Source organism: Cognatishimia maritima (genome assembly GCF_900129685.1).
Lineage (GTDB): Bacteria > Pseudomonadota > Alphaproteobacteria > Rhodobacterales > Rhodobacteraceae > Cognatishimia > Cognatishimia maritima.
Map to the genome: position 1 here is coordinate 61,774 of NZ_FQWM01000001.1, position 26,054 is coordinate 87,827.

General features: G+C 56.9%; 24 protein-coding genes. 13 read left to right on the top strand and 11 right to left on the bottom strand.

What is annotated here, in order from left to right; genetic code table 11:
* Nucleotides 1-63 precede the first annotated feature (63 nt).
* Nucleotides 64-1,608: a trimethylamine methyltransferase family protein gene (locus BUA39_RS00330; protein WP_072789286.1), complete on the top strand. Its 1,545-nt coding sequence runs from the start codon at nucleotides 64-66 to the stop codon at nucleotides 1,606-1,608.
* Nucleotides 1,609-1,624: 16 nt separating this feature from the next.
* Here BUA39_RS00330 and BUA39_RS00335 read toward each other — a convergent pair whose 3' ends face one another.
* Nucleotides 1,625-1,936: a DUF6477 family protein gene (locus tag BUA39_RS00335; RefSeq protein ID WP_072789290.1), complete on the bottom strand. Its 312-nt coding sequence runs from the start codon at nucleotides 1,934-1,936 to the stop codon at nucleotides 1,625-1,627.
* A gap of 235 nt (nucleotides 1,937-2,171) precedes the next feature.
* On the opposite strand from BUA39_RS00335, the gene BUA39_RS00340 reads away from it, so the two are divergent.
* Entirely contained in the window at nucleotides 2,172-3,248 is a 1,077-nt protein-coding gene (locus tag BUA39_RS00340) for a DUF6456 domain-containing protein (RefSeq protein WP_072789293.1), read from the top strand.
* 115 nt (nucleotides 3,249-3,363) lie between these two features.
* Here BUA39_RS00340 and BUA39_RS00345 read toward each other — a convergent pair whose 3' ends face one another.
* Nucleotides 3,364-3,912: a peroxiredoxin gene (locus BUA39_RS00345; protein WP_072789296.1), complete on the bottom strand. Its 549-nt coding sequence runs from the start codon at nucleotides 3,910-3,912 to the stop codon at nucleotides 3,364-3,366.
* A gap of 222 nt (nucleotides 3,913-4,134) precedes the next feature.
* Between BUA39_RS00345 and lipA the strand changes: the two genes are divergently transcribed.
* Nucleotides 4,135-5,085 carry a lipoyl synthase gene (lipA, locus tag BUA39_RS00350; protein WP_072789300.1) on the top strand — a complete coding sequence of 317 codons (951 nt, stop codon included), beginning with the start codon at nucleotides 4,135-4,137 and terminating at the stop codon, nucleotides 5,083-5,085.
* Between the two features lie 45 nt (nucleotides 5,086-5,130).
* Here lipA and BUA39_RS00355 read toward each other — a convergent pair whose 3' ends face one another.
* From BUA39_RS00355 to hpt, 4 genes are all read right to left on the bottom strand, one after another.
* Nucleotides 5,131-6,012, bottom strand: coding sequence for a cytochrome c (locus tag BUA39_RS00355; protein ID WP_072789303.1), 882 nt, complete (start codon nucleotides 6,010-6,012; stop codon nucleotides 5,131-5,133).
* Nucleotides 6,013-6,047: 35 nt separating this feature from the next.
* Entirely contained in the window at nucleotides 6,048-6,518 is a 471-nt protein-coding gene (locus BUA39_RS00360; RefSeq protein ID WP_072789307.1) for a c-type cytochrome, read from the bottom strand.
* 108 nt (nucleotides 6,519-6,626) lie between these two features.
* Entirely contained in the window at nucleotides 6,627-6,809 is a 183-nt protein-coding gene (locus BUA39_RS00365; RefSeq protein ID WP_072789310.1) for a hypothetical protein, read from the bottom strand.
* Nucleotides 6,806-7,345 carry a hypoxanthine phosphoribosyltransferase gene (hpt, locus tag BUA39_RS00370; RefSeq protein ID WP_072791615.1) on the bottom strand — a complete coding sequence of 180 codons (540 nt, stop codon included), beginning with the start codon at nucleotides 7,343-7,345 and terminating at the stop codon, nucleotides 6,806-6,808. The genes BUA39_RS00365 and hpt overlap by 4 nt, the downstream gene beginning before the upstream one ends.
* Before the next feature lie 72 nt (nucleotides 7,346-7,417).
* Here hpt and BUA39_RS00375 point away from each other — a divergent pair, with 72 nt between their 5' ends.
* Nucleotides 7,418-7,861, top strand: a complete 444-nt coding sequence (locus BUA39_RS00375; protein WP_072789313.1) for a type II toxin-antitoxin system RatA family toxin — start codon at nucleotides 7,418-7,420, stop codon at nucleotides 7,859-7,861.
* A 148-nt stretch (nucleotides 7,862-8,009) separates the two neighbouring features.
* Here BUA39_RS00375 and BUA39_RS00380 read toward each other — a convergent pair whose 3' ends face one another.
* The 4 genes from BUA39_RS00380 to BUA39_RS00395 all read right to left on the bottom strand — a co-directional run bounded on the left by BUA39_RS00380 (nucleotide 8,010) and on the right by BUA39_RS00395 (nucleotide 11,445).
* Nucleotides 8,010-9,191, bottom strand: a complete 1,182-nt coding sequence (locus BUA39_RS00380; protein WP_072789316.1) for an ammonium transporter — start codon at nucleotides 9,189-9,191, stop codon at nucleotides 8,010-8,012.
* Between the two features lie 156 nt (nucleotides 9,192-9,347).
* On the bottom strand, nucleotides 9,348-9,821 hold the full coding sequence (locus BUA39_RS00385) for a CinA family protein (RefSeq protein ID WP_072789319.1): 474 nt from the start codon (nucleotides 9,819-9,821) through the stop codon (nucleotides 9,348-9,350).
* Complete coding sequence (locus BUA39_RS00390) at nucleotides 9,818-10,306, bottom strand: phosphatidylglycerophosphatase A family protein (protein ID WP_072789322.1); 489 nt, start codon at nucleotides 10,304-10,306, stop codon at nucleotides 9,818-9,820. Before BUA39_RS00390 ends, BUA39_RS00385 begins: the two co-directional genes overlap by 4 nt.
* The gene (locus BUA39_RS00395; protein ID WP_242648517.1) at nucleotides 10,303-11,445 is read right to left on the bottom strand and encodes a bifunctional 2-C-methyl-D-erythritol 4-phosphate cytidylyltransferase/2-C-methyl-D-erythritol 2,4-cyclodiphosphate synthase; all 1,143 of its coding nucleotides are present in this window, start codon (nucleotides 11,443-11,445) and stop codon (nucleotides 10,303-10,305) included. The genes BUA39_RS00390 and BUA39_RS00395 overlap by 4 nt, the downstream gene beginning before the upstream one ends.
* Nucleotides 11,446-11,604: 159 nt before the next feature.
* On the opposite strand from BUA39_RS00395, the gene dusB reads away from it, so the two are divergent.
* The 9 genes from dusB (at nucleotide 11,605) to hflX (ending at nucleotide 23,475) form a co-directional block, all read left to right on the top strand.
* The gene (gene dusB, locus BUA39_RS00400) at nucleotides 11,605-12,624 is read left to right on the top strand and encodes a tRNA dihydrouridine synthase DusB (protein ID WP_072789328.1); all 1,020 of its coding nucleotides are present in this window, start codon (nucleotides 11,605-11,607) and stop codon (nucleotides 12,622-12,624) included.
* A complete protein-coding gene (locus BUA39_RS00405; protein ID WP_072789331.1) occupies nucleotides 12,621-13,700 on the top strand; it encodes a two-component system sensor histidine kinase NtrB in 1,080 nt (359 codons plus the stop codon). The genes dusB and BUA39_RS00405 overlap by 4 nt, the downstream gene beginning before the upstream one ends.
* Nucleotides 13,701-13,703: 3 nt before the next feature.
* Complete coding sequence (locus BUA39_RS00410; protein WP_072789334.1) at nucleotides 13,704-15,068, top strand: response regulator; 1,365 nt, start codon at nucleotides 13,704-13,706, stop codon at nucleotides 15,066-15,068.
* A 100-nt stretch (nucleotides 15,069-15,168) separates the two neighbouring features.
* Nucleotides 15,169-17,415, top strand: a complete 2,247-nt coding sequence (locus tag BUA39_RS00415) for a sensor histidine kinase (RefSeq protein WP_072789337.1) — start codon at nucleotides 15,169-15,171, stop codon at nucleotides 17,413-17,415.
* 15 nt (nucleotides 17,416-17,430) lie between these two features.
* Complete coding sequence (gene ntrX / locus BUA39_RS00420; RefSeq protein ID WP_072789340.1) at nucleotides 17,431-18,831, top strand: nitrogen assimilation response regulator NtrX; 1,401 nt, start codon at nucleotides 17,431-17,433, stop codon at nucleotides 18,829-18,831.
* A gap of 90 nt (nucleotides 18,832-18,921) precedes the next feature.
* On the top strand, nucleotides 18,922-20,301 hold the full coding sequence (gene trkA / locus BUA39_RS00425; protein WP_072789344.1) for a Trk system potassium transporter TrkA: 1,380 nt from the start codon (nucleotides 18,922-18,924) through the stop codon (nucleotides 20,299-20,301).
* A 69-nt stretch (nucleotides 20,302-20,370) separates the two neighbouring features.
* Entirely contained in the window at nucleotides 20,371-21,828 is a 1,458-nt protein-coding gene (locus tag BUA39_RS00430; RefSeq protein WP_341349512.1) for a TrkH family potassium uptake protein, read from the top strand.
* 123 nt (nucleotides 21,829-21,951) lie between these two features.
* The gene (hfq, locus tag BUA39_RS00435; protein ID WP_058314310.1) at nucleotides 21,952-22,191 is read left to right on the top strand and encodes an RNA chaperone Hfq; all 240 of its coding nucleotides are present in this window, start codon (nucleotides 21,952-21,954) and stop codon (nucleotides 22,189-22,191) included.
* A gap of 12 nt (nucleotides 22,192-22,203) precedes the next feature.
* Entirely contained in the window at nucleotides 22,204-23,475 is a 1,272-nt protein-coding gene (hflX, locus tag BUA39_RS00440) for a GTPase HflX (protein ID WP_072791617.1), read from the top strand.
* Nucleotides 23,476-23,538: 63 nt separating this feature from the next.
* Here the strand turns inward: hflX and BUA39_RS00445 are convergent, their stop codons facing one another.
* Nucleotides 23,539-25,998, bottom strand: coding sequence for a penicillin acylase family protein (locus tag BUA39_RS00445; RefSeq protein ID WP_072789350.1), 2,460 nt, complete (start codon nucleotides 25,996-25,998; stop codon nucleotides 23,539-23,541).
* Nucleotides 25,999-26,054 lie beyond the last annotated feature (56 nt).

Below are 26,054 nucleotides of genomic sequence, written 5' to 3' on the forward strand. Positions count from 1 at the left end.
TTCCGCCCTTCAGGTAGGATACTTCTGAAACATCATGCAATTTCGGTCTAAGGATGACACGATATGGGAGAAGCCCCAACCCGGCGCAGATCGCGGAGTGGCGGTGGTGCGGCGCGCCGTGCCGAGCGCACAGCAGTCAGCATTGAAACAGCAAAATATATCGAACGGAACGTGCCCCTCTATGAGGTGCTGACCGACGAAGCCTTGGCCGTGATCGAAGAGAACGCGGAAACGGTGCTGGAAGAAATCGGGGTTGAGTTCCCAAGCAACCCGCGCGCCCTAGAGCGCTGGAAAGCCGCTGGGGCCAGCATTGATGGCACGCGGGTGCGTATTCCGCGTGGACTGGCGCGCGACCTCTGCAAGACTGCGCCAAGCAAATTCACGCAACACGCACGCAACCCAGAAAAATCGGTTGAGATCGGTGGTAACACATTGGTTTGCGCGCCTGTCTATGGTCCGCCCTTTGTGCGCGACGAAAACGGTGGCCGTCGCTATGCAACAATGGATGATTTCCACAAGTTCGTGAAACTTGGCTACATGAGCAAATGGCTGCACCATTCTGGCGGCACGGTTTGTGAACCAACCGATGTGGCCGTGAACAAACGCCACCTTGATATGCTGCTTGCCCATATGACGCTGTCTGACAAGCCTTTCATGGGCTCTGTGACCGCACCAAGCCGCGCGCAGGATTCGGTGGATATGTGCAAAATCCTCTTTGGAGAGGAGTTTGTGCAAAATAACACCGTGATGACCTCGCTCATCAACATCAACTCGCCCTTGACCTTTGACGACATCATGATGGGTGCGCTGGAGGTCTATGCCGAAAACAACCAAGCCTGCATCGTTTCGCCGTTTATCGTAGGTGGCGCGATGGCACCGGTGTCTGTCGCCGGTACGCTGACGCAGGTATTTGCAGAGGTTCTGGCGGGCATCGCTTACAGCCAATTGGTCCGCCCCGGTGCGCCGGTGATTTTTGGGGCCTTTGTGACCTCGATTGATATGGGGTCTGGCGCGCCGACCTTTGGCACTCCGGAAGCCAGCCAAATCCTGTACGGTGCGGGGCAATTGGCGCGTCGCATGAACTTACCGTTCCGCTCTGGCGGTGGGCTATGCGGGTCGAAATTGCCTGATGCGCAAGCGGCCTATGAGACCGCGCACACACATAACGCAGCCCTTCTGGGTGGTGTGAACTTTATGCTGCACAGCTGTGGTTGGCTGGAAGGCGGTTTGGTGGCGTCCTTTGAGAAATTCGTGATGGATGCCGACCAGCTTGGTATTCTGCATAAGTTTGCCGCTGGTATTCCCATTGATGAAAACGGGCAGGGCATGGATGCGCTGCGCGAAGTGGGGCCGGGTGGTCACTATCTGGGTTGTGCCCATACGCAGGCGAATTATCAGACGGCGTTCTGGCGGACCGAGGTTCTGGATTACAAACCGTTTGAAACCTGGCAGGACGAAGGCGCGCGCGATACGCAAACTTTGGCGGCAAAGCGGGTTAATACGCTGCTGGATGCGTATCAGCGTCCGGCCATCGATCCGGCGATTGAAACCGCGTTGATTGCTTTTGTCACTGAAAAGAAAGCATCGATGCCTGACGCGTTGGAATAAGACCAAAGGCGGCAGGTTAGCGTTTGCTGACCTGCCGCTCATTTGCGCGGGCATCGTGCCAATGGCGCGCCTCACCGATGATGGCGGCCAGAACATTGATGTGGTCGGTCAGCGAGTAATCCAGATCAGCCCTTTGACGCATTGCGTTCTGCTGCTGCTCCACCTCCATCAATTCCAATATCGCCGCCCCATGGCTGGGCAGCCACGATGATTTCAGAAACGGCGTCAGGTGACGTTCGCGGTGATAGGCTTCCGCTGCGAGTTTGGCGGTGCGCGCCAAGAGCCGTGGCCGGTTAAGACCGGAAAGCCGTGTCGCAATATCCTGCATCTTGCATCCTCCTGAGAAAGATCAGAGGCGCAGCATGGCACAACCTTTGGGGGTGTTGCGTTGCGACCCGACACAGCGCACGGCGGATTTTTGACCTGTTTAAGTTTCCCGCGCAAACTCGCTTGGGCCGACAGATGTTAATATATGGGTAACCATTTGCGACCTTGGCCTTCTTTCATTTTCCGGGGGCATCTGTGGGCATGGACCATGAAACAGATACCCATCGGGGGCAGGAATGACAAAACATTGGCGGGCGGAGGCGTCCCTTTGCCGCGTACCGAACTGGGTGCCGCAATTTGCGTTGCGCTACCTTGCTCATACGGAAAAAGGTATTTCTATCAGAGAATTGGCGCGCAGTTCTGATGTGCATGCCTCGACGGTTTTACGACAGATCAGGCGGGTGGAATCCAAACGTGACGATCCTTTGATCGACGAAGCGCTTGTACGGTTGGGCGCAGTGGTCGGAGAGGACACCAAAGGCGGTGGTGATTCCGATTTGGCGTCTGAAAGACGAGACACCTCTGAAAGCTACCTCAATGACGAGGCCCTTGATCAGGCGGCGGGTCTGATCCTCTGTAAGTTGAATGTCGCGGGCGCGGTCTTGGCTGTGGCGCAAGACATGGACAAAGCCGTTGTTGCGCGCGATGGGGCAGATGGCAGGACGCGGCGCACCGCAGTGGTGGACCGCGAAGTCGCCCAAGCCATGGCCCTGCAGGATTGGATCAGTTGCAGCGCCAAGGGGCGCATATCGCGGTACAAGATCACGGCTGCCGGACAGGCGAAACTGGCCGAGCTGATGCAAAGCGGTGTTTCGTTTGAGGACGAGAATTCCGAAACAAAGCCCACTCATGCGGAACCAAAGCTGCGCCGCACGCGGTTCAGCACAAACGACGGGCCGGTTCTGACCCTTGCACGTCGAAAAGATCGCGATGGCAATCCTTATCTGACGCCGGACCTTGTCAGCGCTGCAGAACGCCTGCGCGAAGACTTTGAACTGAGCCAATTGGGCCCGATCATTGGCCAGAATTGGAACAATTTCCTCACTCCGGGAACGCGGGTCGCACCCGGAATGGGCCACAACGGCCCCGGCAGCGCGGCGCGTCAACGATTTGAGGCCGCTTTTGAGGCCTTAACCGACGATCTGGCGGGCGCGGCACTCTGGTGTTGTTGTCATCAGGAAGGATTGGAAAGCGTAGAGCGCCGTTTTGGTTGGCCTGCGCGCTCTGGCAAGGTTGTTCTTCGGATCGCGCTTGAGTACCTCAGCAAGCATTATGGCGAAACACGCGACGACAGCCGCGACATGATTGGATGATTGCGGTTGCCTAACAACAATTGCCGCAAAAAACTGTGTCCCTGTATGCGCGGGACACAAAAAGACCCGGCAAGTAGGGATACCGCCGGGCCTCTGATTTTTAGCGAAGTGGGTCTTATGCCGCTGCTTCTGCCTTCGCGGCTTTCAGCGCCTTCAGAACGTTCTCTGGGGAGCTTTCGCCATATGGGTCTTCTGGGTGGTTGTCGTCGCGGCCTGGCTCTTCGAACCATGCTTCTACAACACCGTCATTTACGATGGCCGCGTAGCGCCAAGAGCGCATGCCGAAACCGACGTTGTCTTTGTCGACCAGCATGCCAACTTTACGGGTGAATTCGCCAGAGCCGTCTGGGATCACTTTGACGTTTTTGATGCCCTGCGCTTCGGCCCATTTGTTCATGACAAAGCTGTCGTTCACGGACATGCAGTAGATCGCGTCGATGCCTTCGGCTGCGAAATCTTCAAAACCGTTTTCAAAACCCGGCAATTGGTAGGTCGAACAAGTCGGTGTGAAGGCACCCGGCAGAGAGAAAAGCACAACGCGCTTGCCGGCGAAATATTCATCGGTGGTCATGTCCTGCCAGCGGAATGGGTTTGGTCCTTCGATGCTTTCATCACGTACTCGGGTGCGGAAAGTTACTTTGGGCAGTTTTTGGCCTGCAAACATTTTGGTATCCTCAATCGTTGGGTTCAACTCGACCTGCGATTTAAAATGATTCTAATGTGCCCGCAACGTGGGAATTGGGATATCAGGTCTTGCAAAGGCCGAGGGCAGGAAATTGCCTGCAATCGCATCACATTGCATAGCGGGAATGCACCTCTGGCACTGGTTTTGTTCTGTCGCTATGTTAAGCAGTATTGACGCAATTGATGTGCAAGGAAGACCCGCGTGCGAGATTTGAAGATCCCTGAACAGCGCCACCCCGAAAAGGCGCACCGCCCGGACAACGCTCAGCCGAAAAAGCCAAAGTGGATTCGCGTCAAAGCGCCGACGGGCGAGGGCTATAACGCGACCAAAAAGATCATGCGCGAAAACAAGCTGGTCACGGTTTGCGAAGAGGCGGGTTGCCCGAACGCGGGTGAATGCTGGAGTCAGGGTCATGCCACCATGATGATCATGGGCGATATCTGTACGCGTGGTTGCACGTTCTGCAATATCGCGACGGGCCGCCCGGATGATCTGGACGTGTTTGAACCGGGCCGCGTGGCGGATGCGGTGCAGAAGCTGGGGTTGAACCACGTTGTGATCACCTCGGTTGATCGGGACGATCTGGCAGATGGCGGGGCCGAGCATTTCGCGCAGACCATTCGCGCGGTGCGGCATCGCTCGCCAAAAACGACAATTGAGATTCTCACACCGGACTTCCTCAAATGCGCGCCGTCGGTGCTGGAAACCGTGGTGGAAGCAAAGCCAGACGTCTTTAACCACAACCTTGAAACCGTGCCGGGCCTTTATCCCGAGGTGCGCCCCGGCGCGCGGTATTTCCACAGCCTGCGCCTGTTGCAGCGTGTGAAGGAACTTGATCCGACGATCTTTACCAAATCTGGCATCATGGTCGGGTTGGGTGAAGACCGTCAGTCGGTTTTGCAAGTTATGGATGACGCGCGCGCTGCGGATGTGGATTTCCTGACCATCGGCCAGTATCTGCAACCAACGCCGAAACACCACGGTGTTGATCGTTTTGTGACTCCAGAGGAATTCGCGAGCTACGAGAAAGCCGCCTATGGCAAGGGATTCCTGATGGTGTCGGCCACACCGCTGACTCGCAGTTCCTACCACGCCGGCGATGATTTCGCGAAGCTGCGCGATGCACGGATGAAGAAGCTGGGACAGGCTTAATCGTCGATCGTTTTGATGGAATAGCGGCACCTTCGGGTGCCGTTTCTATTTTGCCAAAGCTTTCAAATAAGCGGCAATCGCTTCGCGATCTTCTGCGGGCAGTTGGGACATGTTTTCAATGACATGCACCATTGCGCCGCCGGAACTGTCAAAATCAGGCGTAAAACCTGTTTCCAGATAGAAGGCGATGTCCTTTTCCGCCCAATCTAGACTTGTTGGATCAATACCAGGGACTTTGCCTTCACCGGGCACCACGGCCCCGGTCATCCACGCATCGGTCTTTAGCCCGCCCAGTACATTGCGGGGCGTATGGCATTCGGCACAATGGGCCTGCGCCTCGACCAGATAGCGGCCTCGGATTAATTCAGGGGTGTCCGCATCCTGCAAGACCCAATCGGTTCCGGCAAAGAGGATTTTCCAGGCACCCAACGTTCGGCGGATGCTGAATGGAAACCCAACGTCATGGGCTTGGCTGGGGGTATCGCTGGCGGGCAGGGCATCTATGAAGGCCTTTAGATCGGCAATGTCCTGATCCGCCATGCGGGCATAGGCCGTGTAGGGAAAGACCGGGTAATAATGCGCGCCATCGGGCGATATCCCGCGCTTTACGGCATTGGCGAATTCAACAAGGCTCCAGCCGCCGATGCCTTGTGTGGTGCTAGGCGAGATATTGGGGGCAATGAAGGTTCCGAAGTCCGAAGGGAATTGCCGCCCGCCTTCCAAAACTGGCTCTGTGGAAAAATCCGTTTTGGGTGCTGTGTGGCAAGAGGCGCAGCCAGCGGCATGAAAGGCTGAAGCACCCCGGTTGGCATCGCCTGTTAGCCCGGCAAAGCGGGCTTCATCCACACCGCGCGGCATGGTTAGAACGTAGAACGCCCCAAGGCCTGCAATCAGCAGAAAGATACTCCATCTGACCAATGCGACCATGCGGCGTCCTGTTTTGTTAAAGCGAAGCGCGCGGCTTAACGGCTGCGATACTCTTTGTGGCAGTCGTTGCAGGCCGCACCAACAGGCCCAAGGGCTGCTTGCATGGCTTCCTTGCCGTCACCAGCGACGGCAGCCAGCGCTGCAGTGGTTTCCTGCATAGTGCCGAGTTTCGCAAACACATCTGGGAAATTGGCCCAGATCTCTGCCTTCGCACGTGTGCCTTCAACGCTGCTGGCGTCCGACCCTTGGGGCCACATGGCACCGCCATTCAGGTTCGCCATGGCAACCAGATTGTCGGCCGCCGCTTGAGCCGCCTCAGCGTTATATTCGATGTCGCCTTTTGCCATGCCAAACAGGGCGCCAACGTTCAGCTGGTTGATATTCATCTGGCCCTGCCGCGCCTTGATCGCTGCTTGAATGGCGCTGTCTGCGTGGCCATCGGCAAACGTAAGCCCTGTGCCCAAGGTCAAAATCAGAGCTGCGGTCATCGTTACCTTTGTCTTCATCGTTATCTCCCTGTTCTCATTTTGGCATTGAGATTCACTTTATGGGTTGGCGCTGCAAAACGAAGCACTGAATCTCGCGGGTTGTTCACGATTAGTTGAACAGCCGCCTTACTGGCGCAGCCCCCGGTTGCCGATTTTCTCGACCGTTAGCGCCTCTGGCCAACCGAAATATTGCTCGATTCCATACAGAATGGCTGTGCAGACCACAGCAAATACCACGATCTGGATACGTCGCTTAGATGGAGGATTGCGCGCCCAAAGCGCCATGCGCATCAACCAACGCGGGTTCATTCCGGGAACCTGACCTTGCCAATGAAGGGCAGGTTCCGGTTGCGCTGTGCGTAGTCGATGCCATAGCCCACGACAAATTCGTCTGGGATTTCAAAGCCGATCCAATCTGCGCGCACATCCGCCTCACGTCGGGTGGGTTTGTCGAGCAGGGCAATGGTTTTCATCCGGCGCGGTTCGCGGCTTTCCAGCAGGTGTTTGACGTGATGCAGCGTGTGGCCGGTGTCGACAATATCCTCGACCACCAGAACATCGCGCCCCTGAATTTCGCCGCGCAGATCTTTGAGAATACGCACCTCGCGACTGCTTTCCATGCTGTTGCCATAAGAAGATGCCTCAAGGAAATCGACCTCAACCGGCAGATCAAGTTCGCGCACCAAGTCGGCAATAAACACAAAGGAGCCGCGCAAAAGGCCGACGACCACCAGCTTTTCGGTGTCCGAAAACTCCTCTCGGATATCGTGACACAGGTCTTCGATACGGGCGGCGATGCTTTTAGCCGAGATCATCTGGTCGATCACATAGTCAGGCTGTGTCATGCTGCCCCCTTGATTTTCCGCGCCCAGCATACGAAATGGGCGCCCACTGTCCATTTGAATTTCGGGAAGATCATGCCGACCCACTCAGAAACCAAGCGGCTGCCCTATTCGGCGCAGCAAATGTACGATCTGGTGGCCGATGTGGCGTCCTATCCCGATTTTTTGCCATGGTGCGCCGCGGCCCGCATCCGGTCGCGCGAGGCGGAAGGCGATGCAGAGCTGATGCTGGCCGATCTGGTGATATCGTTCAAAGTGTTCCGCGAGCGGTTCGGATCGAAAGTGCTGCTGCATCCGGCAGAGAAAAGCATCGACACAGAATATCTGGATGGTCCCTTTAAGTTCCTGAAATCCACATGGGATTTTAAAGACGTGGAAGGTGGCTGTGAGGTGGCGTTTTATGTCGACTTCGAGTTCAAGAACGCGATCCTTCAGGGGATCATTGGCGTGGTGTTCAATGAAGCGATGCACCGGATCGTGAGGGCGTTTGAGAGCCGGGCGGCGGACCTTTACGGCTAACCGCTGTTGGGCGACAGGCGTAGGCCGGGCTTCAGCCCGGCGCCGTAAGCCAGACTGCGATTGCCGGGCTAAAGCCCGGCCTACGAAATGACAGAAAGAAAAGGGGCGGCCCTTGGGCCGCCCAGTTCAGGAAGAAAATTTGATACGACTACGAACGTATGTCGTAAGCGCGTTCGCCGTGCACAGCGAGGTCCAGACCGTTGGTTTCTGTTTCCTCATCCACGCGCAACGGGGTGACAAGTTTCACCACATAAATCAGCACCAAAGTTACAACCACGGTGAAGACACCCACAATAACAAGCGATCCAAGCTGTGCAGCCCATGCGCCGGCACCAAAGACAGCAATCATAATTGTGCCGAAGATACCGCCGACGCCGTGCACCGCGAACACATCCAGGGTGTCGTCGATTTTCAGCCCGTTGCGGATCAGGTTCACGGCCTCTTGGCACAGGATACCGGCGATGGCCCCGATGATCAGCGCTTCAACCGGGCCGACAAAACCTGAGGCCGGGGTGATGGACGCGAGGCCGGCGATGGTGCCGGTGACCATGCCCACCAAGGACGCTTTGCCGTATTTGATCTTTTCCCAAATGGCCCATGTCAATGAGGCCGTTGCAGCAGAGATATGGGTCACGGTCAAAGCCATCGCCGCGCCGCCGTCTGCCGCCAGCTGAGAGCCGCCATTAAAGCCGAACCAGCCAACCCACAGCATCGCGGCACCAATCATCACCATCCATGGCGCGTGCGGCGGCGTGGTTTTGTTTTTGCGCGGGCCAAGCACGACAGCAATCAGCAACGCCGCAATCCCTGCGGTTTCGTGCACGACGATGCCGCCAGCGAAATCTCTGACGCCGGTGTCACCGAAGATGCCACCGTCAGCCAGCATGCCGCCGCCCCAGACCCAATGCACAACTGGCGCGTAGCACAGCAGCATCCAAAGGCCTGAGAAGAGCAGGACAAAGCCAAAGCCGATGCGTTCCACATAGGCACCCACGATCAGCGCCGGGGTGATGATGGCAAAGGTCATTTGGAAGGCAAAGAACAGAACTTCGGGCAGGGTGCCTGACAGGCTGTCAACGGTGACGCCCGACAGGAACATCTTGTCCAGACCGCCCCAGAACCCGCTTTCCCCGCCGCCAAAGGCGATGGAATAGCCAAATATGAACCAAAGCACGCTCATCAGGCAGGCAATGGCGTAGCAGTGCATAAAGACGCTCAGTACATTGCGCGCGCGCACAAGGCCGCCGTAGAAAAGCGCGAGCCCCGGTAGGGTCATAAACAGCACAAGCGCTGTTGCGACGATTATCCAAGCGGTATCCGCTCCGTTCATTGTCCCATCCTTTCCAAATATTTTGGTTGGAAGGGGTGAACCCTATGCGGACTGCAAAACAAAGCGGCATTGCCGCGAATGAGCGCCTAAAGATTGCGCAAGTTTGTTAATGATTAAAAAATAGGCGTATGCTGGTGGTGTTTGATTATTTTTATATCACTTTGTCGAAAGCGCCTGATGCAGAAGCGATAAAGCATGATCGCGCGCCGATTCTCGCACCATTTTGCGGCCCAAAGCGCCGAATTCGACGGTTTCGGTGTGTGTATCTGTTCCAAAAGTGATGCCAAAACAGACGCGGCCTTCGGGCTTATGCTCTGATCCCCCGGGGCCAGCAATCCCCGTGATCGAAACCGCAAGCTGCGCTTTGCTGTTAGCGCGGGCGCCTTCTGCCATCTCTTTGGCCACTTGTTCCGACACGGCACCATGCGCGGCCAAAGTGGCGGACGATACTCCAAGCATCTCTTGTTTGGCGTCATTTGTGTAGGTCACAAAGCCGCGATCCATGACGGCGGAGGAGCCAGCGATGTCTGTCAGGGCCGCGAAGACCATTCCGCCGGTGCAGCTTTCGGCGGTGGCGATCATCACACCTTTTTCTTTGGCGCGGGTCAGGACATCGGCGGCGAGGCTCACAGGATCACCAGATGAAAAAGCGCGGCGAGGGCTGCAGTCGCCATCGCGGCATAAATCCCAGCGATGATATCATCCAGCATCACACCCAAAGCGTCTCCGCGCCGGTCGGCCCAGCCGATGAGGTTCGGTTTGGTGATGTCAAACAGCCGAAACAGCAGGAAACCCGCGATCCAGCCAGGATAAAGCGCCAGCGGGTCAGCGCCCATGCGCCATGCGCCATAACTTGTGACAAGTAGGGCAATCCATTGGCCCGCAACTTCATCAATCACAACCTCACTTGGATCGTGATTTTCGCTGCCAGCAGTGTAATTGGCCGTGGCCCACCAGCCGACCGGAAAAACAAGGAGCGTGGCAAGCGCGAGGAGGGGGAAGCCACCTGCGTAGTGAAGTGCCAGTGCAAGAAGCACAGCGACCGCTGACCCCCAAGTGCCGGGCGCAGGGCGCAAAAAGCCGACGCCGCCGACCGTCGCAATCAGGCGGCTCATGCGGACACCAGCGTGGCTGTTGCAATTGCGGCGATGCCTTCTTCGCGTCCGGTAAAGCCAAGTCGTTCAGAGGTTGTTGCCTTAATCGAAATCCGGTCAACAGACAGCCCCATGATCTCTGCCATACGGGCGCGCATAGCATCTGCATGCGGGCCGATCTTGGGTCGTTCGCAAATCAGCGTGCAATCAATGTTTGAGAACGAGAACCCTTTTTGCCCTGCCAAATCAACAGCATGCTTTAGGAATATCGCGCTGTCGACATCTTTCCACTCCATCTCACTGGGCGGGAAATGGCGACCTATGTCGCCTTCGGCCAAAGCGCCGTAGATGGCATCGGTTACCGCATGCATCCCAACATCCGCATCGGAATGACCTTTCAGCGCTTTGCTGTGTGGGATTTTGACGCCACAGAGGATGACATGGTCGCCCTCTTCAAAAGCATGTACGTCGTACCCATTGCCCAACCGAATATCCATGTGACCTCTTAGTATGTGCTCCGCCCGCGCGAAGTCTTCGGCGGTGGTGATTTTCAAATTTTCTTCGGCGCCGGGGGTGATTGTGACCTCAAGGCCCGCGGCGCGGGCAACTTCGACATCATCCGCTGCCGTGCTTTTGTGGGCGCGATGGGCGCTTAGGATAGCGTCAAAATGAAACCCTTGCGGGGTTTGCGCGCGATAGAGCCCGTCGCGGGCTTGCGTGCCTTTGACTTGGCCGTTCTCTCCACGCCAAAGCGCATCGGTGACCGGGAGCGCAGGGGCCGCGCCCAGCGCATGATCCAACGCATCAACCACGTCTTGGATGCACTGGGCGGGCACGGTCGCGCGGGCGACATCGTGGATCAGCACTTTGCCAAAACCGCGCCCTTCCAGCGCCAGCAAGCCGTTTTTCACGGACTGATCTCGGGTCTCGCCGCCAAAAACGGTTTCAATATCAAGCGATTGGAAATGCGGCGCATCGTCGGGGTTTACGACCAATAGGATGTGATCAATGGCGGGGTGCGATGCAAATCGTGCAATCGTCCAATCCGCCACGCGCTTTCCGGCCAAAATCCGCCATTGTTTTGGAAGCCCTGCACCCGCGCGGGTGCCGCGCCCGGCTGCGACGATCAAAACCGCTGTTTTTTGAGACATTCCATACATGTACGCTGTCTAAGTCTTGCCGCCCAAAGACGCAATCTCCCCCTTTTGATTGCCTATTTATTGAGCATCTGCATATTTCTGAAACAAAAAACGCGCCAGATTCGTTGAGAGAGTCCCGAATCCCCCGTAATTTAGGCGCAATAGACAAGGATTAGACGTTTGAGCATTCGCCTCGGAAACTTGACCCTGGACCCGCCGGTGTTTTTGGCACCGCTTGCGGGGATAACGGACCTGCCGTTTCGCGAACTTGTCGCGCGATTCGGCGCGGGTCTGGTTGTGTCAGAGATGATTGCCTCGCAGGATTTGCTGAACGCAAAGCCGGGTGTTCGAGAGAAGGCCGAGCTTGGGTTTGGAATAGAAGGCACCGCGGTTCAAATTGCCGGTTGCGAGGCCCATTGGATGGCCGAGGCCGCGCGCTTTGCGGAGGCCAGCGGCGCGAAAATAATCGACATCAACATGGGGTGCCCCGCGAAGAAGGTCACCAGTTCCAGCGGGGCCGGTGCCTCTGGGTCGGCTTTGCTGCGCGATTTGGATCATGCGCTGAGCTTGATTGAGGCGGTGGTTGGCGCTGTCGATGTCCCGGTCACCTTGAAAACGCGGCTTGGCTGGGATGATGCCTTGCTGAATGCACCGGAATTGGCCGTGCGGGCAGAAGCAGCGGGCATCCAAATGATCACGATCCATGGGCGGACACGGTGCCAGTTTTACAAAGGTGCTGCCGATTGGCGTGCCATTCGTCGCGTCAAAGATTCTGTACGTATCCCGGTCATCGCCAACGGTGACATTGTCGATACGTGCACCGCGCGGACCGCTCTAGAGCAGTCCGGCGCGGACGGAGTGATGCTTGGCCGTGGTGTTCAGGGGCGTCCTTGGATGCCCGCCTTGGTTGCTTCGGACCTATTTGGCTCGAAAGCGCCAAATATCCCCCAGGATGATGACTTTATCGCCATGGTTTCATATCATTACGAGGCAATCCTAAAGTTCTACGGCAATGACCTAGGAGTACGGGTCGCCCGCAAACACCTTGGCTGGTATATGGATCACCTAGGAACAGAGAAAACCATTAGAAATCAAATACTCACCTGCAAGACTTCAGAGGAAACATTCGCACTTTTGCCGGACATGCTGTGTCAGGCACATGACGGCGTCAAAGCCATTGACGGAAGGGCGGCCGCATGATCGAAAACGCTGCGCTATGGTCCTCGCTTCCGGTGCCTGCGATCCAAGTCGATGCAAATGATGCTATCGTCGACATCAATGGTGTTGCAGAAGTCTTTCTGAATGCGTCTGCAAAATCTTTACGCGGCGTGCCGGTCTGGGACAAGATCGCTGTGGATGCGCCTTTGGAAGAGGCGTTTGATCGCGCCCGGCGCACGGGTACGCCGTTGTTTGTGAATGACGTCGATGTTGGCACGGGCAATGCGCCGCCGATGCAATGTAACGTTCAGATCGCCGAAATTGTGGACAGCGAAGGCGAGATGATCATCCTGATCTCTCCGCGTGAATTGGCCAGCCGGGTCAGCAATTCAGTCACTGTCAAAAGCGCTGCAAAGTCTGCCATCGGTATGGCCGAAATGCTTGCGCATGAAATCAAAAACCCATTGGCCGGTATCACTGGCGCAGCGCAGCTTTTGTCGATGAATCTTCCTACTGAAGAGCTGGAATTGACCGATCTGATCGTCGAAGAAAGCCGCCGGATCGTTAAATTGCTGGAACAGGTCGAGCAATTTGGCAACCTGCAACCGCCCGCGAAACAGGCAGTAAATATTCACGACATTCTGGATCGCGCGCGTCGGTCCGCTCTGTTGGGTTTTGGCGCGCATATGGAGATCATTGAAAACTATGATCCGTCGCTGCCCTATGCCTGTGGCGACAGCGACCAATTGCTGCAAGTTATTCTGAACCTTCTGAAAAACGCGTCCGAAGCCGCTGGAAAAACCGGCACCATACGCATCCGCAGCTATTTTGAACACAGCTTCAAACTGCGCCGCAGCGATGGCACTGGCCATTCGCTTCCGCTGCAGATCGAGATCACCGACGACGGGCCGGGCCTGCCGCAGGACATCAAGGGCGACATCTTTGACCCCTTTGTATCCGGTAAGGAAAATGGCACCGGCCTTGGCTTGGCGCTGGTCAGCAAGATTATCTCGGACCACGGCGGCTGGATTTCAGTCGATTCCGTGCCCGGCCGCACCGTATTTCGTATTTCATTACCAAGGGCCCCCAAGGACCTACTTCCCCCAGAGGAGACATAAGTCATGGACGGTACAGTTCTCGTCGCTGATGACGATCGCACCATTCGCACCGTACTCACGCAGGCGTTGACGCGGGCAGGGTGCAAAGTGCATGCGACCAGTTCGCTGACAACGCTGATGCGATGGGTTGGCGAGGGCAAAGGGGATGTGGTGATCACCGACGTCGCGATGCCGGATGGCAACGGACTGGAAATGTTGCCTAAAATTTCCAAAGACCGCCCCGGGCTGCCGGTGATTGTCATTTCGGCGCAGAATACAATTATGACGGCCATTCAGGCGGCAGAGGCGGATGCCTATGATTATCTGCCGAAACCCTTTGATTTACCCGACTTGATGAAGCGTACCGGTAAGGCGTTAAGCCAAAAGCGGACGTTGTCACCACAGTCGTCAACGGAAAAAGAGCGCCCGGATGAGCTGCCTTTGGTGGGACGCACACCGGTAATGCAGCAGCTTTATCGCGTGGTCGCGCGGGTGATGAACACCGATCTGCCGGTTTTGATTTCAGGAGAGTCCGGCACGGGTAAGTCGCTCATCGCGAAGGAAATTCACGATTTCTCTGACCGCCGCAGCTTGCCGTTTGTGACGGTCACGAAGTCAGACATAAGCGATATCGAAGGTCCCGCGCGAATATTCGCGCGCGCGAAGGGCGGTACGATCCTCTTTGATGAGGTCAGCGATTTTGACGATGTCGATCAGGCGCGACTGGTGCGGATGATCGACAATCCGGGCGAACACGGGCCAAGGTTTATGGCGACAAGTCAGCAAGACCTTATGGAACTGGTCGAAAAGGGCAAAGTACGTCAGGACCTGTTCTACCGGCTCAACGGCGCGGGTCTACATGTGCCGAGCCTCCGCGAGCGGGTTGATGACATTCCGCTGCTGATCGAACACTTTCTGAATCGCACCGAACGCGACGGCGCACCGTTGCGTTTGTTCTCTGCGGATGCGCGCGAACTTTTCCGTGCTTACAGTTGGCCGGGCAACGTGCGTCAGTTGGAAAACGCGGTGAAGCGGCTGGTTTTGACCGCGCGGGGCGAGGAAATCACACGATCTGAGGCTGAATCCGTTCTGGGCAGCCAACCTGAGGCGGTGCCGCTCTTGGGCGGTGGCGAAAGTGAAAAGCTCTCTGGCGCGGTTGAACGCCACCTTCGGCGCTACTTTGATCTGCATGGCAACATCCTGCCTCCGCCCGGCCTTTACGGGCGTATTCTGCGTGAGATCGAACTGCCGCTGATTGAAATTGCACTGGATGCGACGGGCGGGAATCAGGCGAAATGTGCTGATCTTTTGGGGATCAATCGAAATACTTTGCGCAAGAAGATCACTGACCTTGATATTCACGTGACACGTCGTCGTAAGTTGATGTAAAACTGCCACAGGTCGTGGCGGTTGCGCCGCATATACCTTTGAAACCACACGATCTGGCAGAGAATCGCCCATCGGGCACTACATCAATTGGGGGCAACGGGTGGTCACCCGGGCAAAAACATCACATTGGGTTCGTCTGCAGCGCCTGCGCCGACAGCGCCGTGCGCAGAATTTCGCCACTTTCGGGCTGGTTGTGCTTGGACCGATTCTGGCGGCGCTGACCTATTATGTGTTTGGTCCGCTGCAGCAGGGCAGTTCGTCCATTTCGCTGCGCTCCATTCTGCTGGCCGATCTGGTTTACGTTCTTCTGATTGCCGCGCTGGTCTTGCAGCGCGTGGTGCGTGTCATTGCATCGCGTCGCGCGCAATCGGCCGGGTCGCGGTTGCATCTGCGCCTGACGGGGGCATTTGCGCTGATGGCGCTTGCGCCCGCTGTCACAATGGCGATTTTTGCGGGTCTCACAATCAATATCGGGCTTGAGGGCTGGTTCTCTGACCGGGTTAGCAAAGTGGTCGGCAGTTCAGTGGCCGCCGCCGAAGCCTATGAAGCCGAGCATGTCAGCGCGCTGGAAACCGACGCATTGGCGGTCGCGGCCTATATCAATGCGAACCGTTCGACCGGGGGGCGGATATTCCTGACCGGCGACTTCAGAACGCTTCTCAGCCAAGCCCAGTCGCGCATTCAGCGTGGCCTGCGTGAGGCGTATATCGTGAACGGCTCGGGCGATTTGCTCGCCCGTGGAGATCGGTCCTACCTTTTTGATTTTGAACAGCCAAGTGCCGAGCAAATTGCCGAAGCGACGGAAAATGGCGTGCTGGTGATCCGTGACTTGGAACAAAGCGAGTTGCGTGCGCTGGTGCAACTTGACGGCTTTGTGGATCGTTACCTCTATATTAGCCGCTCGGTCGATGCCTCGATCTTTAGCCTGTTGGATGAAACCAAAGAAACCGCGAAACTTTATGCTCAGTTGGAAAACGAGCGGGGTGAGGTATTGATCCGCTTTGGCCTGATCTACATGGGATTTGCCGCGATTTTGATCCTTGCGGCAACGTGGCTGGGTCTTTTGTTTGCCGAACGGTTGTCGCGTCCTGTCGGGCGGTTGACGGATGCCGCGCAGCAGGTTGGCGCCGGGGATCTGGACGTGCAGGTCATCGAAGAAGACGGTGATGACGAAATCGCCATGCTTGGGCGCTACTTCAACCAGATGACGCGCCAGCTAAAAGGCCAACGGCAAGCGCTGCTGGAAAACACCGATCAAATCGAACGCCGCCGCCGCTTGTTTGATTCTGTTCTTGGGTCGGTCACGTCCGGCGTGATTGGCTTGGACCCTCTGGGGCGGATCACCTTCCTTAATCGCTCGGCGGAACATGTGCTTGAATCAGATCAGCACGACGCTTTGGTGCCGCTGGCTGTGGCGATTCCTGAGTTCACCGCTATTTTTGAAGATCTGCGCCAGTCGGGTGCTGAAGTCGCGCAGGAGGAAATCAAAGTGCTGCGCGACGGTCAGTTGGAAAGCTTACTGGTGCGCATATCGCCACGGCGCAGTGAGGCAGGAGCTTTGGAAGGTTACGTGGTTGCCTTTGACGAGGTGACTGACCTGGTGACGGCGCAACGTATGGCGGCTTGGGGTGATGTCGCCCGCAGGATCGCACATGAAATCAAGAATCCGCTGACGCCGATTCAACTGTCTGCGGAACGGATCAAACGCAAGTTTGCGCCACGTGTCGGGGATGACTCTGACAAACTGGAACAGATGACCGATGTGATCGTGCGCCAGACAAATGACCTGCGCCGGATTGTCGATGAGTTCTCAAAATTCGCGCGCATGCCCGAACCAGAGCGGCGTGATGTTGACCTGGTGCAATTGGTGAAAGACGCGGTTCTTTTGCAGGAGTCTGGCCAGCCAGAAGTGCGGTTTAGAACTGACATTCCGGATCGCGTTGTGCAGGGCTTTGCAGATGAAACCATGCTGAGTCAGGCCTTGACAAACCTAATTAAGAACGCAGGGGAAGCCATTGAAAGCCTTGCGCAAAAAGGTGAAGTTGAATCGCTGAAACCTGAAATTTGGGTGAGCGTAAAAGTCACAGATGGCGACTGCGTGATCTGCGTCGCCGACAATGGCATCGGCCTGCCAGAAGATCGCGCCAAACTGTTTGAGCCCTATGTCACCACACGTGACAAGGGCACCGGTTTGGGGCTTCCGATTGTGAAAAAGATTATCGAAGAACACGGCGGCACTTTGGCCTTGCTGGATGCACCTGTGTTCGAAGGAAATGCCCATTTCGGGGCAATGGCGGAAATTACGTTACCAGTAACTGCAGCGGCACAGCCCGCGGGTGAAGCTTAAGGTTTGGGGGAAGATATGGGCGATATTCTAATTGTAGATGACGAACGCGACATCCGGGAGCTGGTGTCCGATATTCTTGAGGATGAGGGCTATACCACCCGTCTGGCAGGCACCAGCGATGAGGCCATGCAGCAGGTCACTTCAGAACAGCCGGCGCTGATGATCCTCGATATCTGGCTGAAAGACAGCAATATGGATGGGATCGACATCCTGAAGGTCGTCAAACGCGACTACCCTGACGTGCCGGTTGTCATCATCTCGGGCCACGGGAATATCGAAATCGCGGTCGCTGCGATCAAACAGGGGGCATACGATTTCATCGAAAAGCCCTTCAATATTGACCAGCTTCTGGTGGTGATCCGCCGTGCGATGGAAACCAGTCGTCTGCGGCAGGAAAATCAGGCGTTGCGCCGTCAGGACAGCAAACCGACTGAGATGATTGGGCAAAGTGCGTCGTTCCGAGCGCTAATTTCACAACTCGATAAGGTCACAAAGTCCAATGGTCGCGTGATGCTATGCGGCCCGGCGGGCGCAGGCAAAGAGGTCGCCGCGCGCTACATTCACGCGCATTCCAACCGTGCGAATGCGCCTTTTGTGACGGTGAATTGCGCGGGCGTTGAACCTGACCGTATGGAAGAGGTTCTGTTTGGCCGAGAAAGCCCAGAACGCGGGATCGAACAGGGCCTTCTGGAGAAGGCCAACGGCGGTGTCGTTTACTTTGATGAAGTTGCGGATATGCCTTTGGGTACGCAATCCAAGATCCTGCGCGTATTGGTGGATCAAAGTTTCAGTCGTGTCGGCAGCACCGATGCTCAGAAAGTCGATCTGAGGGTCATTTCCTCAACCAGCAAAGACCTTGCCCTTGAAATCGCCGCCGAACGGTTCCGGCAAGAGCTTTATCACCGGCTGAATGTGGTGCCGATTGACGTGCCCTCTTTGGAAGACCGGCGCGAAGATATCCCGACCTTGGCCGAACACTTTATCGCCGAACTCAATGACACGCAGGGGCTGCCTTTGCGGAAACTGTCGGACGAGGCCATTGCCTTGATGCAGACCATGTCTTGGCCGGGTAACGTGCGCCAGTTGAAGAACCTGATTGAACGCGTGCTGATCCTTGGAGATGGGACCGGAGAGATTCTGGCCAAAGAACTGCCGGGCAACGACATAGCAGGCGAAGAAGAGGGGCGCGTGGTGCTGTCTGGCGCATTGGCCACATTGCCTCTGCGTGAGGCGCGTGAGGCATTTGAACGCGAATACCTGCTGACGCAAATCAATCGTTTCGGTGGAAATATCAGTCGCACCGCCAATTTTGTGGGCATGGAACGCTCTGCCTTGCACCGCAAACTCAAGTCTCTGGGGGTTGTGACCTCTAGCAAACAAGGTGCTCGCGTGGCGCGTGTAGATGAAGTTGACTAAGGGCTGCGGCCTAGGATGCGGGTGCAGCAATGAATTGACGCCTGCGCTGCGGTCTGCCACACCAAGGGCCTGACGAATGCGGAGGCATGCATGAAGGTCATCATTTGCGGCGCAGGGCAGGTGGGCTGGCAAATCGCCCGCCATTTGGCCAATGAGCTCAACGATGTCACGGTGGTCGACAACAATCCCGATTTGGTGCGCAGTGCGACGGACACCTTGGATGTTCAGGGTGTGGCTGGGTTTGCAAGTTACCCGGATGTGCTGGACCGGGCTGGCGCGCGCGATGCCGATATGATCATCGCCGCCACCCATTCGGATGAGGTCAATATGGTCACCTGTCAGGTGGCGCATTCGGTGTTCAACATTCCGCGCAAGATCGCGCGCCTGCGGGCGCAGTCCTATCTGGACGCGATTTATTCTGACCTTTACCGCCGCGAACACATGCCGATTGAGGTCGTCATTAGCCCGGAACGCGAAGTTGCGGCAGCCGCACTGAAACGTCTGGCGGCCTCTGCGGCTTTTGACACCGAATTCTTTCTGGACGGTAAGCTGCAGTTGATTGGCATTGTGCTGGATGAAGACTGCCCTGTCGTGAACACGCCTTTGCGGCAGTTGTCTGATTTGTTCTCCACGTTGCGGGCCGTAGTTGTTGGTGTGCGCCGTGATGGCACGCTTTTCGCCCCGGAACCCGGCGACCAGCTTTTTGTTGGCGACGATATCTACGTGATGGTGGATGTGCGCGACACGCAGCGCACGCTTGAGATTTTTGGCAAAACTACACGCAAACAGGAACGCGTTGTTTTGATCGGTGGCGGCAACGTGGGGCGGATGGTGGCCCAGGAACTTGAGGCACTGCCGGGTCGCGCGATCCGCGCCAAAATCATCGAGCGCGACCGCGCAACCGCTGAAGCAGCAGCCGATGCGTTGGAACGGACGATTGTGTTGAACGGAGACGGAATGGATGCCGCGCTGTTGCGCGAGGCGGGGATTTCGCGCGCAGACGCCGTGCTTGCTGTGACCGATGACGACAAGACCAATATTCTGACCGCGGTGCGCGCCAAATCCCAAGGCTGCCCGCTGGCCATTGCCCTGATCAATGATCCAACTTTGGTGCCATTGATGGCCCCCTTGGGCATCGACGCCCATATCAACCCGCGCGGAACAACTGTATCCTCGATCCTGCGTCACATCCGCCATGGCCGCGTGCGCGATGTCTATTCGTTGGGCGATGCCGAGGCAGAGATCATTGAAGCAGAGGTTCTGTCAACGTCACCCATCGCGGGCCGTCTGCTGCGCGACGTGGATTTTCCCGAAGGCGTTTTGCTGGGTGGCATCCTAAAAGACGGAGAGATGATCAAGCCCCAGGGCGACACGCAGATCGAGGAAGGTGACATTATCGCCCTGTTCGCGCTGTCTAAGGACGTCGGCGAAGTCGAGCGCCTGCTGCAGGTCTCGATTGATTTCTTCTAGGGCCAGATGAAGGGCTTTTTCCAAAACATGCCCTTGTTGCTGCAATTCTCTGGGATTGCGGCGCTCTTGATGTTTCTGCCCGCAATTTATGCGTTGCGGCTGGAAGACTTTGAAATTGCCCGGTCATTTTTTTATGCAGGTTTGCTGACGCTTTTTGCGACCGTGTTGATCTCGATTGCAATGTCCAAAGCCGAGGGGCGGCAATTGCGGCTGCAGCGCTACCTGCTTGCGCTGTTTGCGGCCTATACATTGCTGCCAGCGGTGCTGGCGCTGCCATTCCATGAATCGCTGCGCACGACGAGTTTTCTGAACGCCTATCTGGAGATGGTCAGTTGCCTGACCACCACCGGATTGATCCTTTTTGACGATCCGGGTCGTCTTCCGCCGGCGCTGCACCTGTGGCGCGCCATTGTCGGCTGGATGGGGGGCATGATGATGTGGGTGGCGGCTGTCGCGGTGTTTTCGCCTTTGAACCTTGGTGGATTTGAGGTTTCTGCCCGCAGCGATTTTGGTCAGTTCCACGATCATGGGCAGCGTCTTGGCCGATTGGATGCGGGGCGACGTTGGCGGCGGGCGGCCTATCACCTGATACCGATTTACGCTGGGCTCACGCTTGTTCTGTGGATCTTATTGATGGTGGTCGGAGAGCGGTCTTTGACCGCGCTGACCCATGCTATGTCGGTCATGGCCACAAGCGGCATCTCGAACGTGGGCGGAATGGAGGGCACCACAACGGGCTTGCCCGGAGAGATTTTGATTTTCCTCTTTCTGCTTTTTGCGCTGTCCCGCCAGACGTTTTCAGCCGACTGGGGGGCAACCCGCCGCGAAAGCCTGTTTGAGGACCCGGAGTTCCGCTTTGGCCTGTTCTTGATCTTCATTGTGCCGACGCTTTTATTGCTGCGGCATTGGTTCGGCGCGATTGAGGTCGACGAAGAATACAATCTGACCGCGGCCTTCCGCGCGGCTTGGGGATCGGTCTTTACGATTTTGTCGTTCCTGTCGACCACAGGATTTGAAAGCGCTGAATGGCAGACAGCGCAGAACTGGTCGGGGCTTAGTACGCCTGGCTTGATCCTTTTGGGTCTGGCGATGATCGGCGGTGGCGTCGCCACCACCGCAGGTGGCGTGAAATTGTTGCGCGTCTATGCGCTTTATCTACAAGGGCTGCGCGAGATGGAGCGCCTTGTGCATCCCAGTTCGGTCAGTCGCTCGGGCAGTACATTGCGCCGAATCCGGCGACAGGGCGCATTGATCGCTTGGGTTTTCTTTATGCTGTTTGCGCTATCGCTGACGGCGGTTACGCTGATGTTGACGGGATTGGGGATTGGATTTCAGGACGGGCTGGTGCTGGCGATTGCCACGTTGTCAACCACAGGCCCCTTGGCACAAAGCGCGGTTGAGGTGCCCATCGACATCTTATCTGCGAGTGCAGCCGTCAAGGTTGTATTGTCTGTCGCGATGGTGCTGGGGCGTCTGGAAACCCTAGCCATCATCGCGCTTTTGTCGCCAAACCTTTGGCGCAGTTGACAGATACAGACGCCACGACACAAAATATCGCAGTTTTAGGGGGTGGAATCTTTTCACGCATCGTTTCATACTCTCTGACGAATACTTCAACCGTGGCACAACAAGAATAAAGGCGAACAAGCAATGGCTTCGGATCGACAGAACCTTCAGGATGCATTCCTGAACCATGTCCGTAAGACAAAGGTTCCGGTAACTATCTTCCTCATCAACGGCGTGAAACTGCAGGGTGTTATCACTTGGTTTGACAACTTCTGTGTGCTGCTGCGCCGCGATGGTCAAAGCCAGCTGGTGTATAAGCACGCGATTTCCACGATCATGCCTGCGCAACCCATCAGCCTCTATGAGGGCGAAGACGCCCAGTAATTATCCCCAATGATGGAACATGATACGCACGTCACCCGCGCTTGGGTGCTGCGTCCAGAAGTGAAATCGGCAGATCAAAAACGCGACGCCTCCTCCGCCTTGGAAGAGGCGATTGCGCTTGCGGCTGCTTTGCCCAACCTTGATGTGGTTGGCGCCGATGTCGTGCGCCTGCAAAAGATCCAGCCGGGTCAGCTGTTTGGATCGGGTAAGATCGAAGAACTCAAGGCGAAGCTAAAGGCCGAAGAGGTCGAATTGGTGCTGATCGACGGCCCTGTGTCGCCTGTGCAGCAACGCAACCTTGAAAAGGAATGGAAGGTCAAACTTCTGGACCGCACCGGGTTGATCCTGGAAATCTTTTCGGATCGCGCGCGCACCCGCGAGGGTGTTTTGCAGGTTGAGATGGCTGCGCTGTCCTATCAGCGCACGCGGCTGGTGCGGGCTTGGACCCACCTTGAGCGGCAACGCGGTGGATTGGGCTTTGTCGGTGGTCCCGGTGAAACCCAGATCGAGGCCGACCGCCGCGCGATTGACGAACAGCTTGTGCGTTTGCGTCGCCAATTGGCGAAGGTTGTTAAAACCCGCGAATTGCACCGTGGTGCGCGCGCCAAAGTGCCTTATCCGATTGTTGCCCTTGTGGGCTATACCAACGCTGGTAAGTCCACACTGTTTAACCGCGTCACCGGGGCTGAGGTTCTGGCCAAGGATATGCTGTTTGCAACGCTTGACCCAACGATGCGGCGGCTCGAATTGGCGGATGGGCCAGAGGTTATTCTATCAGACACCGTGGGTTTCATTTCCGATCTGCCGACAGAACTTGTCGCGGCGTTCCGCGCCACGCTGGAAGAGGTGCTGGCCGCCGACATCATCCTGCACGTGCGGGACATTTCGCATGCCGAAACCGAAAATCAGGCAGAGGATGTGAACACCATCCTGACGCAGCTTGGCGTGTCAGAGGACATTCCGCAGTTGGAAGTCTGGAACAAGATCGACCTGCTGGACGACGGTGATATCAGCGCAATGCATGCCAAGGCTGCACGCAGCGAAGACATCTATGCGATCTCTGCCATCACAGGCGAAGGCATTGACGCGCTGCTGCACGAGGTGACGCGCCGCCTGCAAGGGGATGTCACCATCGAAACCCTCAGCTTGCCATTTTCGGCAGGCAAAGAACGCGCTTGGCTTTTTGCGGAAAACATTGTCGAGGCCGAAACCCAAACCGATCAAGGCTTTGATATCACCGTCAAATGGACGCCGCGCCAAGCGGCGAAGTTCAAAACGCTCTGATCTTCTTATTGGTCTCAAAACCTAGGGCATTGCGAGGGGTTTGCCCCCTCGCAATGTTTGCCTTTACGGCAAGAGACGTGTGATCCCGACCGCTGCCGCGCGCGCCAGTTCTTCGTCCAGCGACATCGGAACATATTCGCCGCGCCGCCAAAGCTGTGCCATGTCGTCATAGTAGCGGCTTAGGAAGTGGCCGGATTGCCCGGTTGCAATCACAAAAACCGAACTGTCGGGATCCGCAAAATCATAGACCCCGCGATAGCCCGCCGCATGCCCACTGAGGAACGGATCAGGTCCGCGCCCAATGGTTTTGCCACGCTGCAATGTGTTGTCACCGCCGCTGGTCGATTGGCGAATATTCACAAAATTCTTCAGCAACGGCACTTCGCCCAGAACCTGGTGGTCATGGGTCGCTTGGTGGGCATCTCCCCATCGTAGGCTTTCAAGGTTGCGGCCGTATTTCTCATCAATCCAAATCAGAGCATCATCCAATGCAAGCCGCGCCATGTCTGCGCAGGTTTCCTTGGCAGAACTTTGGATCACATCGCACCATGTTGCCGCGCCATCAACATCGCGGAACACGCGTTCGATAAAGAGCGGTTCAAGATGGGTGAATTCTGGTTCCAGCGGCCCCAACTCGTCTTTGATGATCCGGGTCTGCAAAGCGCGCATCCACGCGGAATAGATCAAGGGTTCCGGCAAATGTTCGTTCATCTCGCCGTTCCATTCCGCCAACAAAGCCAGCGCGCGTTGGCGTTGGCGTTCGGGCGTGCCTTCTGGCGCGGATTCTCCGGTGAACCACAGATCAGCGGCGACCAAAGGCAGCAGGCTGCGGGCGGTGAAGCTGACAGTATCCAGTTGCGCTTCGATAAAACTGTCGCGCGTATGGACCTGACGGCCTTGCATCAAACGCTCCCAGCGATGGATGCGTTGCGTGTCACCCCAAGTGAAGGACATATGCAGCGGAAAGGCGCGGTCGACGGTTTTGTTGTTGGTGTTGCCCAGAATGCCGCCGATGGGGGCGACAAATTCCGGGTTCGAAGCATAGGGCAAGCGGCCCTGCCACCGGTTTTCCCGTCTCCAGCCGAGGCTTGGCATACGCCCTTGGGATTGATGCAGCGCCGCCCGGCGCGGGTTCGCACCAACTGTTTTGAAGCCAATGGTTTCGCGGTCAACCAGCATTAGGTTTATGGCGGGGGAAACGTATTTCTCTGCCGCATCAATGGCGTCTCGGACGTTGTCTGCGTACATCAATCCAATGGCGGCTTCCATCGAGGTGTCGTTGGGGCTGAGGGCGGTCCAACTGACAGCGGCCACATGGCCATTGGGTGTGACGGTTTTCAGATCGAAAAACCGCCCCGGTAGGATCGGGCCATTGTCAGACCACCGCAGGGTCAGGGTGATCGGCTCAGAATCTTTGATATTGATGATCGAATTGCGGCTGCGGAATTCTTTGAAGCCGTCGGGCGTGCGGTATTCGTTTGGATTGGCCGTGTTCAACTCTTCGATCAGAACGTCCTGATCATCCAGATGGGCTGCCGTCAGCCCCCAACCAAGCCGCGCGCTGCGCCCGGTCAGGATTGCTGGAATGCCGGGAATGGTGCCGCCGATGACGCCGCCAGAAGACAATTCCATTCGCGCGAGATACCAAATCCCCGGCGCGCTGAGTTCCAAGTGCGGGTCATTGGCCAAAAGCGTTCCACCGGCGGCGGAGCGTGAAGGCGCAGCCGCCCAAGCGTTTGATGCGCCTGCCAGACCGCGCGGCTTGAAAGGGGACAGCGGGTGCGGCTCGTAGTCTGCGGTTTGGATAAATGACGGATTGCCCGGCACGAGTGCTGCGTATTCGGGCAGGGCGGTGATGCCTTTGCCAGGTTCATCCGGCATGATGTCAGACAGGCGTTTTTCATCCGGGATCAACAGCGAGACGCGCGCGCGCAGCACTTCATCCTCCAGGTGACCGGCCAGTTGCAACGCCATAACGCGTTGTATGGCAAGGGAATCTGCCATACGCCAAGGGGCAACCGGGGCGTTGAACAGGAACATCTCTGGCGCACCCCGGCCAAGGGCTTCTGTGTTCACCTCATTGATCCGGGCGTTCACGCCATTGGCGTAGGCCGTCATCATGGCGCGGGTGTGATCGGACAGGGATTCGACGGATTGGACTGACAGCGGGTAGATGTCTAAACGGCGGATCAGCTGGTCGATATCAACGGTGCGGGTGCCAAAGACCTCGGACAAACGCCCCTGCGCGGTGCGCCGCATGGTGACCATTTGCCAAAGCCGATCTTGCGCGTGCGCGTAGCCCAAGCCAAAGAACACGTCCTCGTCCCGCTCGCCAAAAATATGCGGCACATTGGCATTGTTGCGCACAATTTCGACCGGGGCGCTGACGTAGCCTGTACGCAAGTCTTTGCTGTATTCGGGCAGGGACCGCGACGCGAAAAAATAGATCAGGGCGACAGCCAGACCAGAAAGGATCAGTAGGCCACTGACGATTCGCAGGAGCCATTTGAAGATTAACGCCATGTCTTGCCTTTATTCGCCTTGCATCTCGGTATGTTGCGCGGGCAAGTATTACTGCG

Coding starts and splice junctions, on each gene's coding strand:
- BUA39_RS00445 (WP_072789350.1), bottom strand. CDS start 25,998: ATGGCGTTAATCTTCAAATGGCTCCTGCGAATCGTCAGTGGCCTACTG.
- BUA39_RS00395 (WP_242648517.1), bottom strand. CDS start 11,445: ATGTATGGAATGTCTCAAAAAACAGCGGTTTTGATCGTCGCAGCCGGG.
- BUA39_RS00430 (WP_341349512.1), top strand. CDS start 20,371: ATGTTTCTGCCCGCAATTTATGCGTTGCGGCTGGAAGACTTTGAAATT.
- hflX (WP_072791617.1), top strand. CDS start 22,204: ATGGAACATGATACGCACGTCACCCGCGCTTGGGTGCTGCGTCCAGAA.
- BUA39_RS00330 (WP_072789286.1), top strand. CDS start 64: ATGGGAGAAGCCCCAACCCGGCGCAGATCGCGGAGTGGCGGTGGTGCG.
- BUA39_RS00340 (WP_072789293.1), top strand. CDS start 2,172: ATGACAAAACATTGGCGGGCGGAGGCGTCCCTTTGCCGCGTACCGAAC.
- BUA39_RS00375 (WP_072789313.1), top strand. CDS start 7,418: ATGCCGACCCACTCAGAAACCAAGCGGCTGCCCTATTCGGCGCAGCAA.
- BUA39_RS00410 (WP_072789334.1), top strand. CDS start 13,704: ATGGACGGTACAGTTCTCGTCGCTGATGACGATCGCACCATTCGCACC.
- BUA39_RS00405 (WP_072789331.1), top strand. CDS start 12,621: ATGATCGAAAACGCTGCGCTATGGTCCTCGCTTCCGGTGCCTGCGATC.
- BUA39_RS00365 (WP_072789310.1), bottom strand. CDS start 6,809: ATGAACCCGCGTTGGTTGATGCGCATGGCGCTTTGGGCGCGCAATCCT.
- BUA39_RS00360 (WP_072789307.1), bottom strand. CDS start 6,518: ATGAAGACAAAGGTAACGATGACCGCAGCTCTGATTTTGACCTTGGGC.
- BUA39_RS00345 (WP_072789296.1), bottom strand. CDS start 3,912: ATGTTTGCAGGCCAAAAACTGCCCAAAGTAACTTTCCGCACCCGAGTA.
- hfq (WP_058314310.1), top strand. CDS start 21,952: ATGGCTTCGGATCGACAGAACCTTCAGGATGCATTCCTGAACCATGTC.
- hpt (WP_072791615.1), bottom strand. CDS start 7,345: ATGACACAGCCTGACTATGTGATCGACCAGATGATCTCGGCTAAAAGC.
- ntrX (WP_072789340.1), top strand. CDS start 17,431: ATGGGCGATATTCTAATTGTAGATGACGAACGCGACATCCGGGAGCTG.
- BUA39_RS00380 (WP_072789316.1), bottom strand. CDS start 9,191: ATGAACGGAGCGGATACCGCTTGGATAATCGTCGCAACAGCGCTTGTG.
- BUA39_RS00390 (WP_072789322.1), bottom strand. CDS start 10,306: ATGAGCCGCCTGATTGCGACGGTCGGCGGCGTCGGCTTTTTGCGCCCT.
- BUA39_RS00335 (WP_072789290.1), bottom strand. CDS start 1,936: ATGCAGGATATTGCGACACGGCTTTCCGGTCTTAACCGGCCACGGCTC.
- BUA39_RS00355 (WP_072789303.1), bottom strand. CDS start 6,012: ATGGTCGCATTGGTCAGATGGAGTATCTTTCTGCTGATTGCAGGCCTT.
- trkA (WP_072789344.1), top strand. CDS start 18,922: ATGAAGGTCATCATTTGCGGCGCAGGGCAGGTGGGCTGGCAAATCGCC.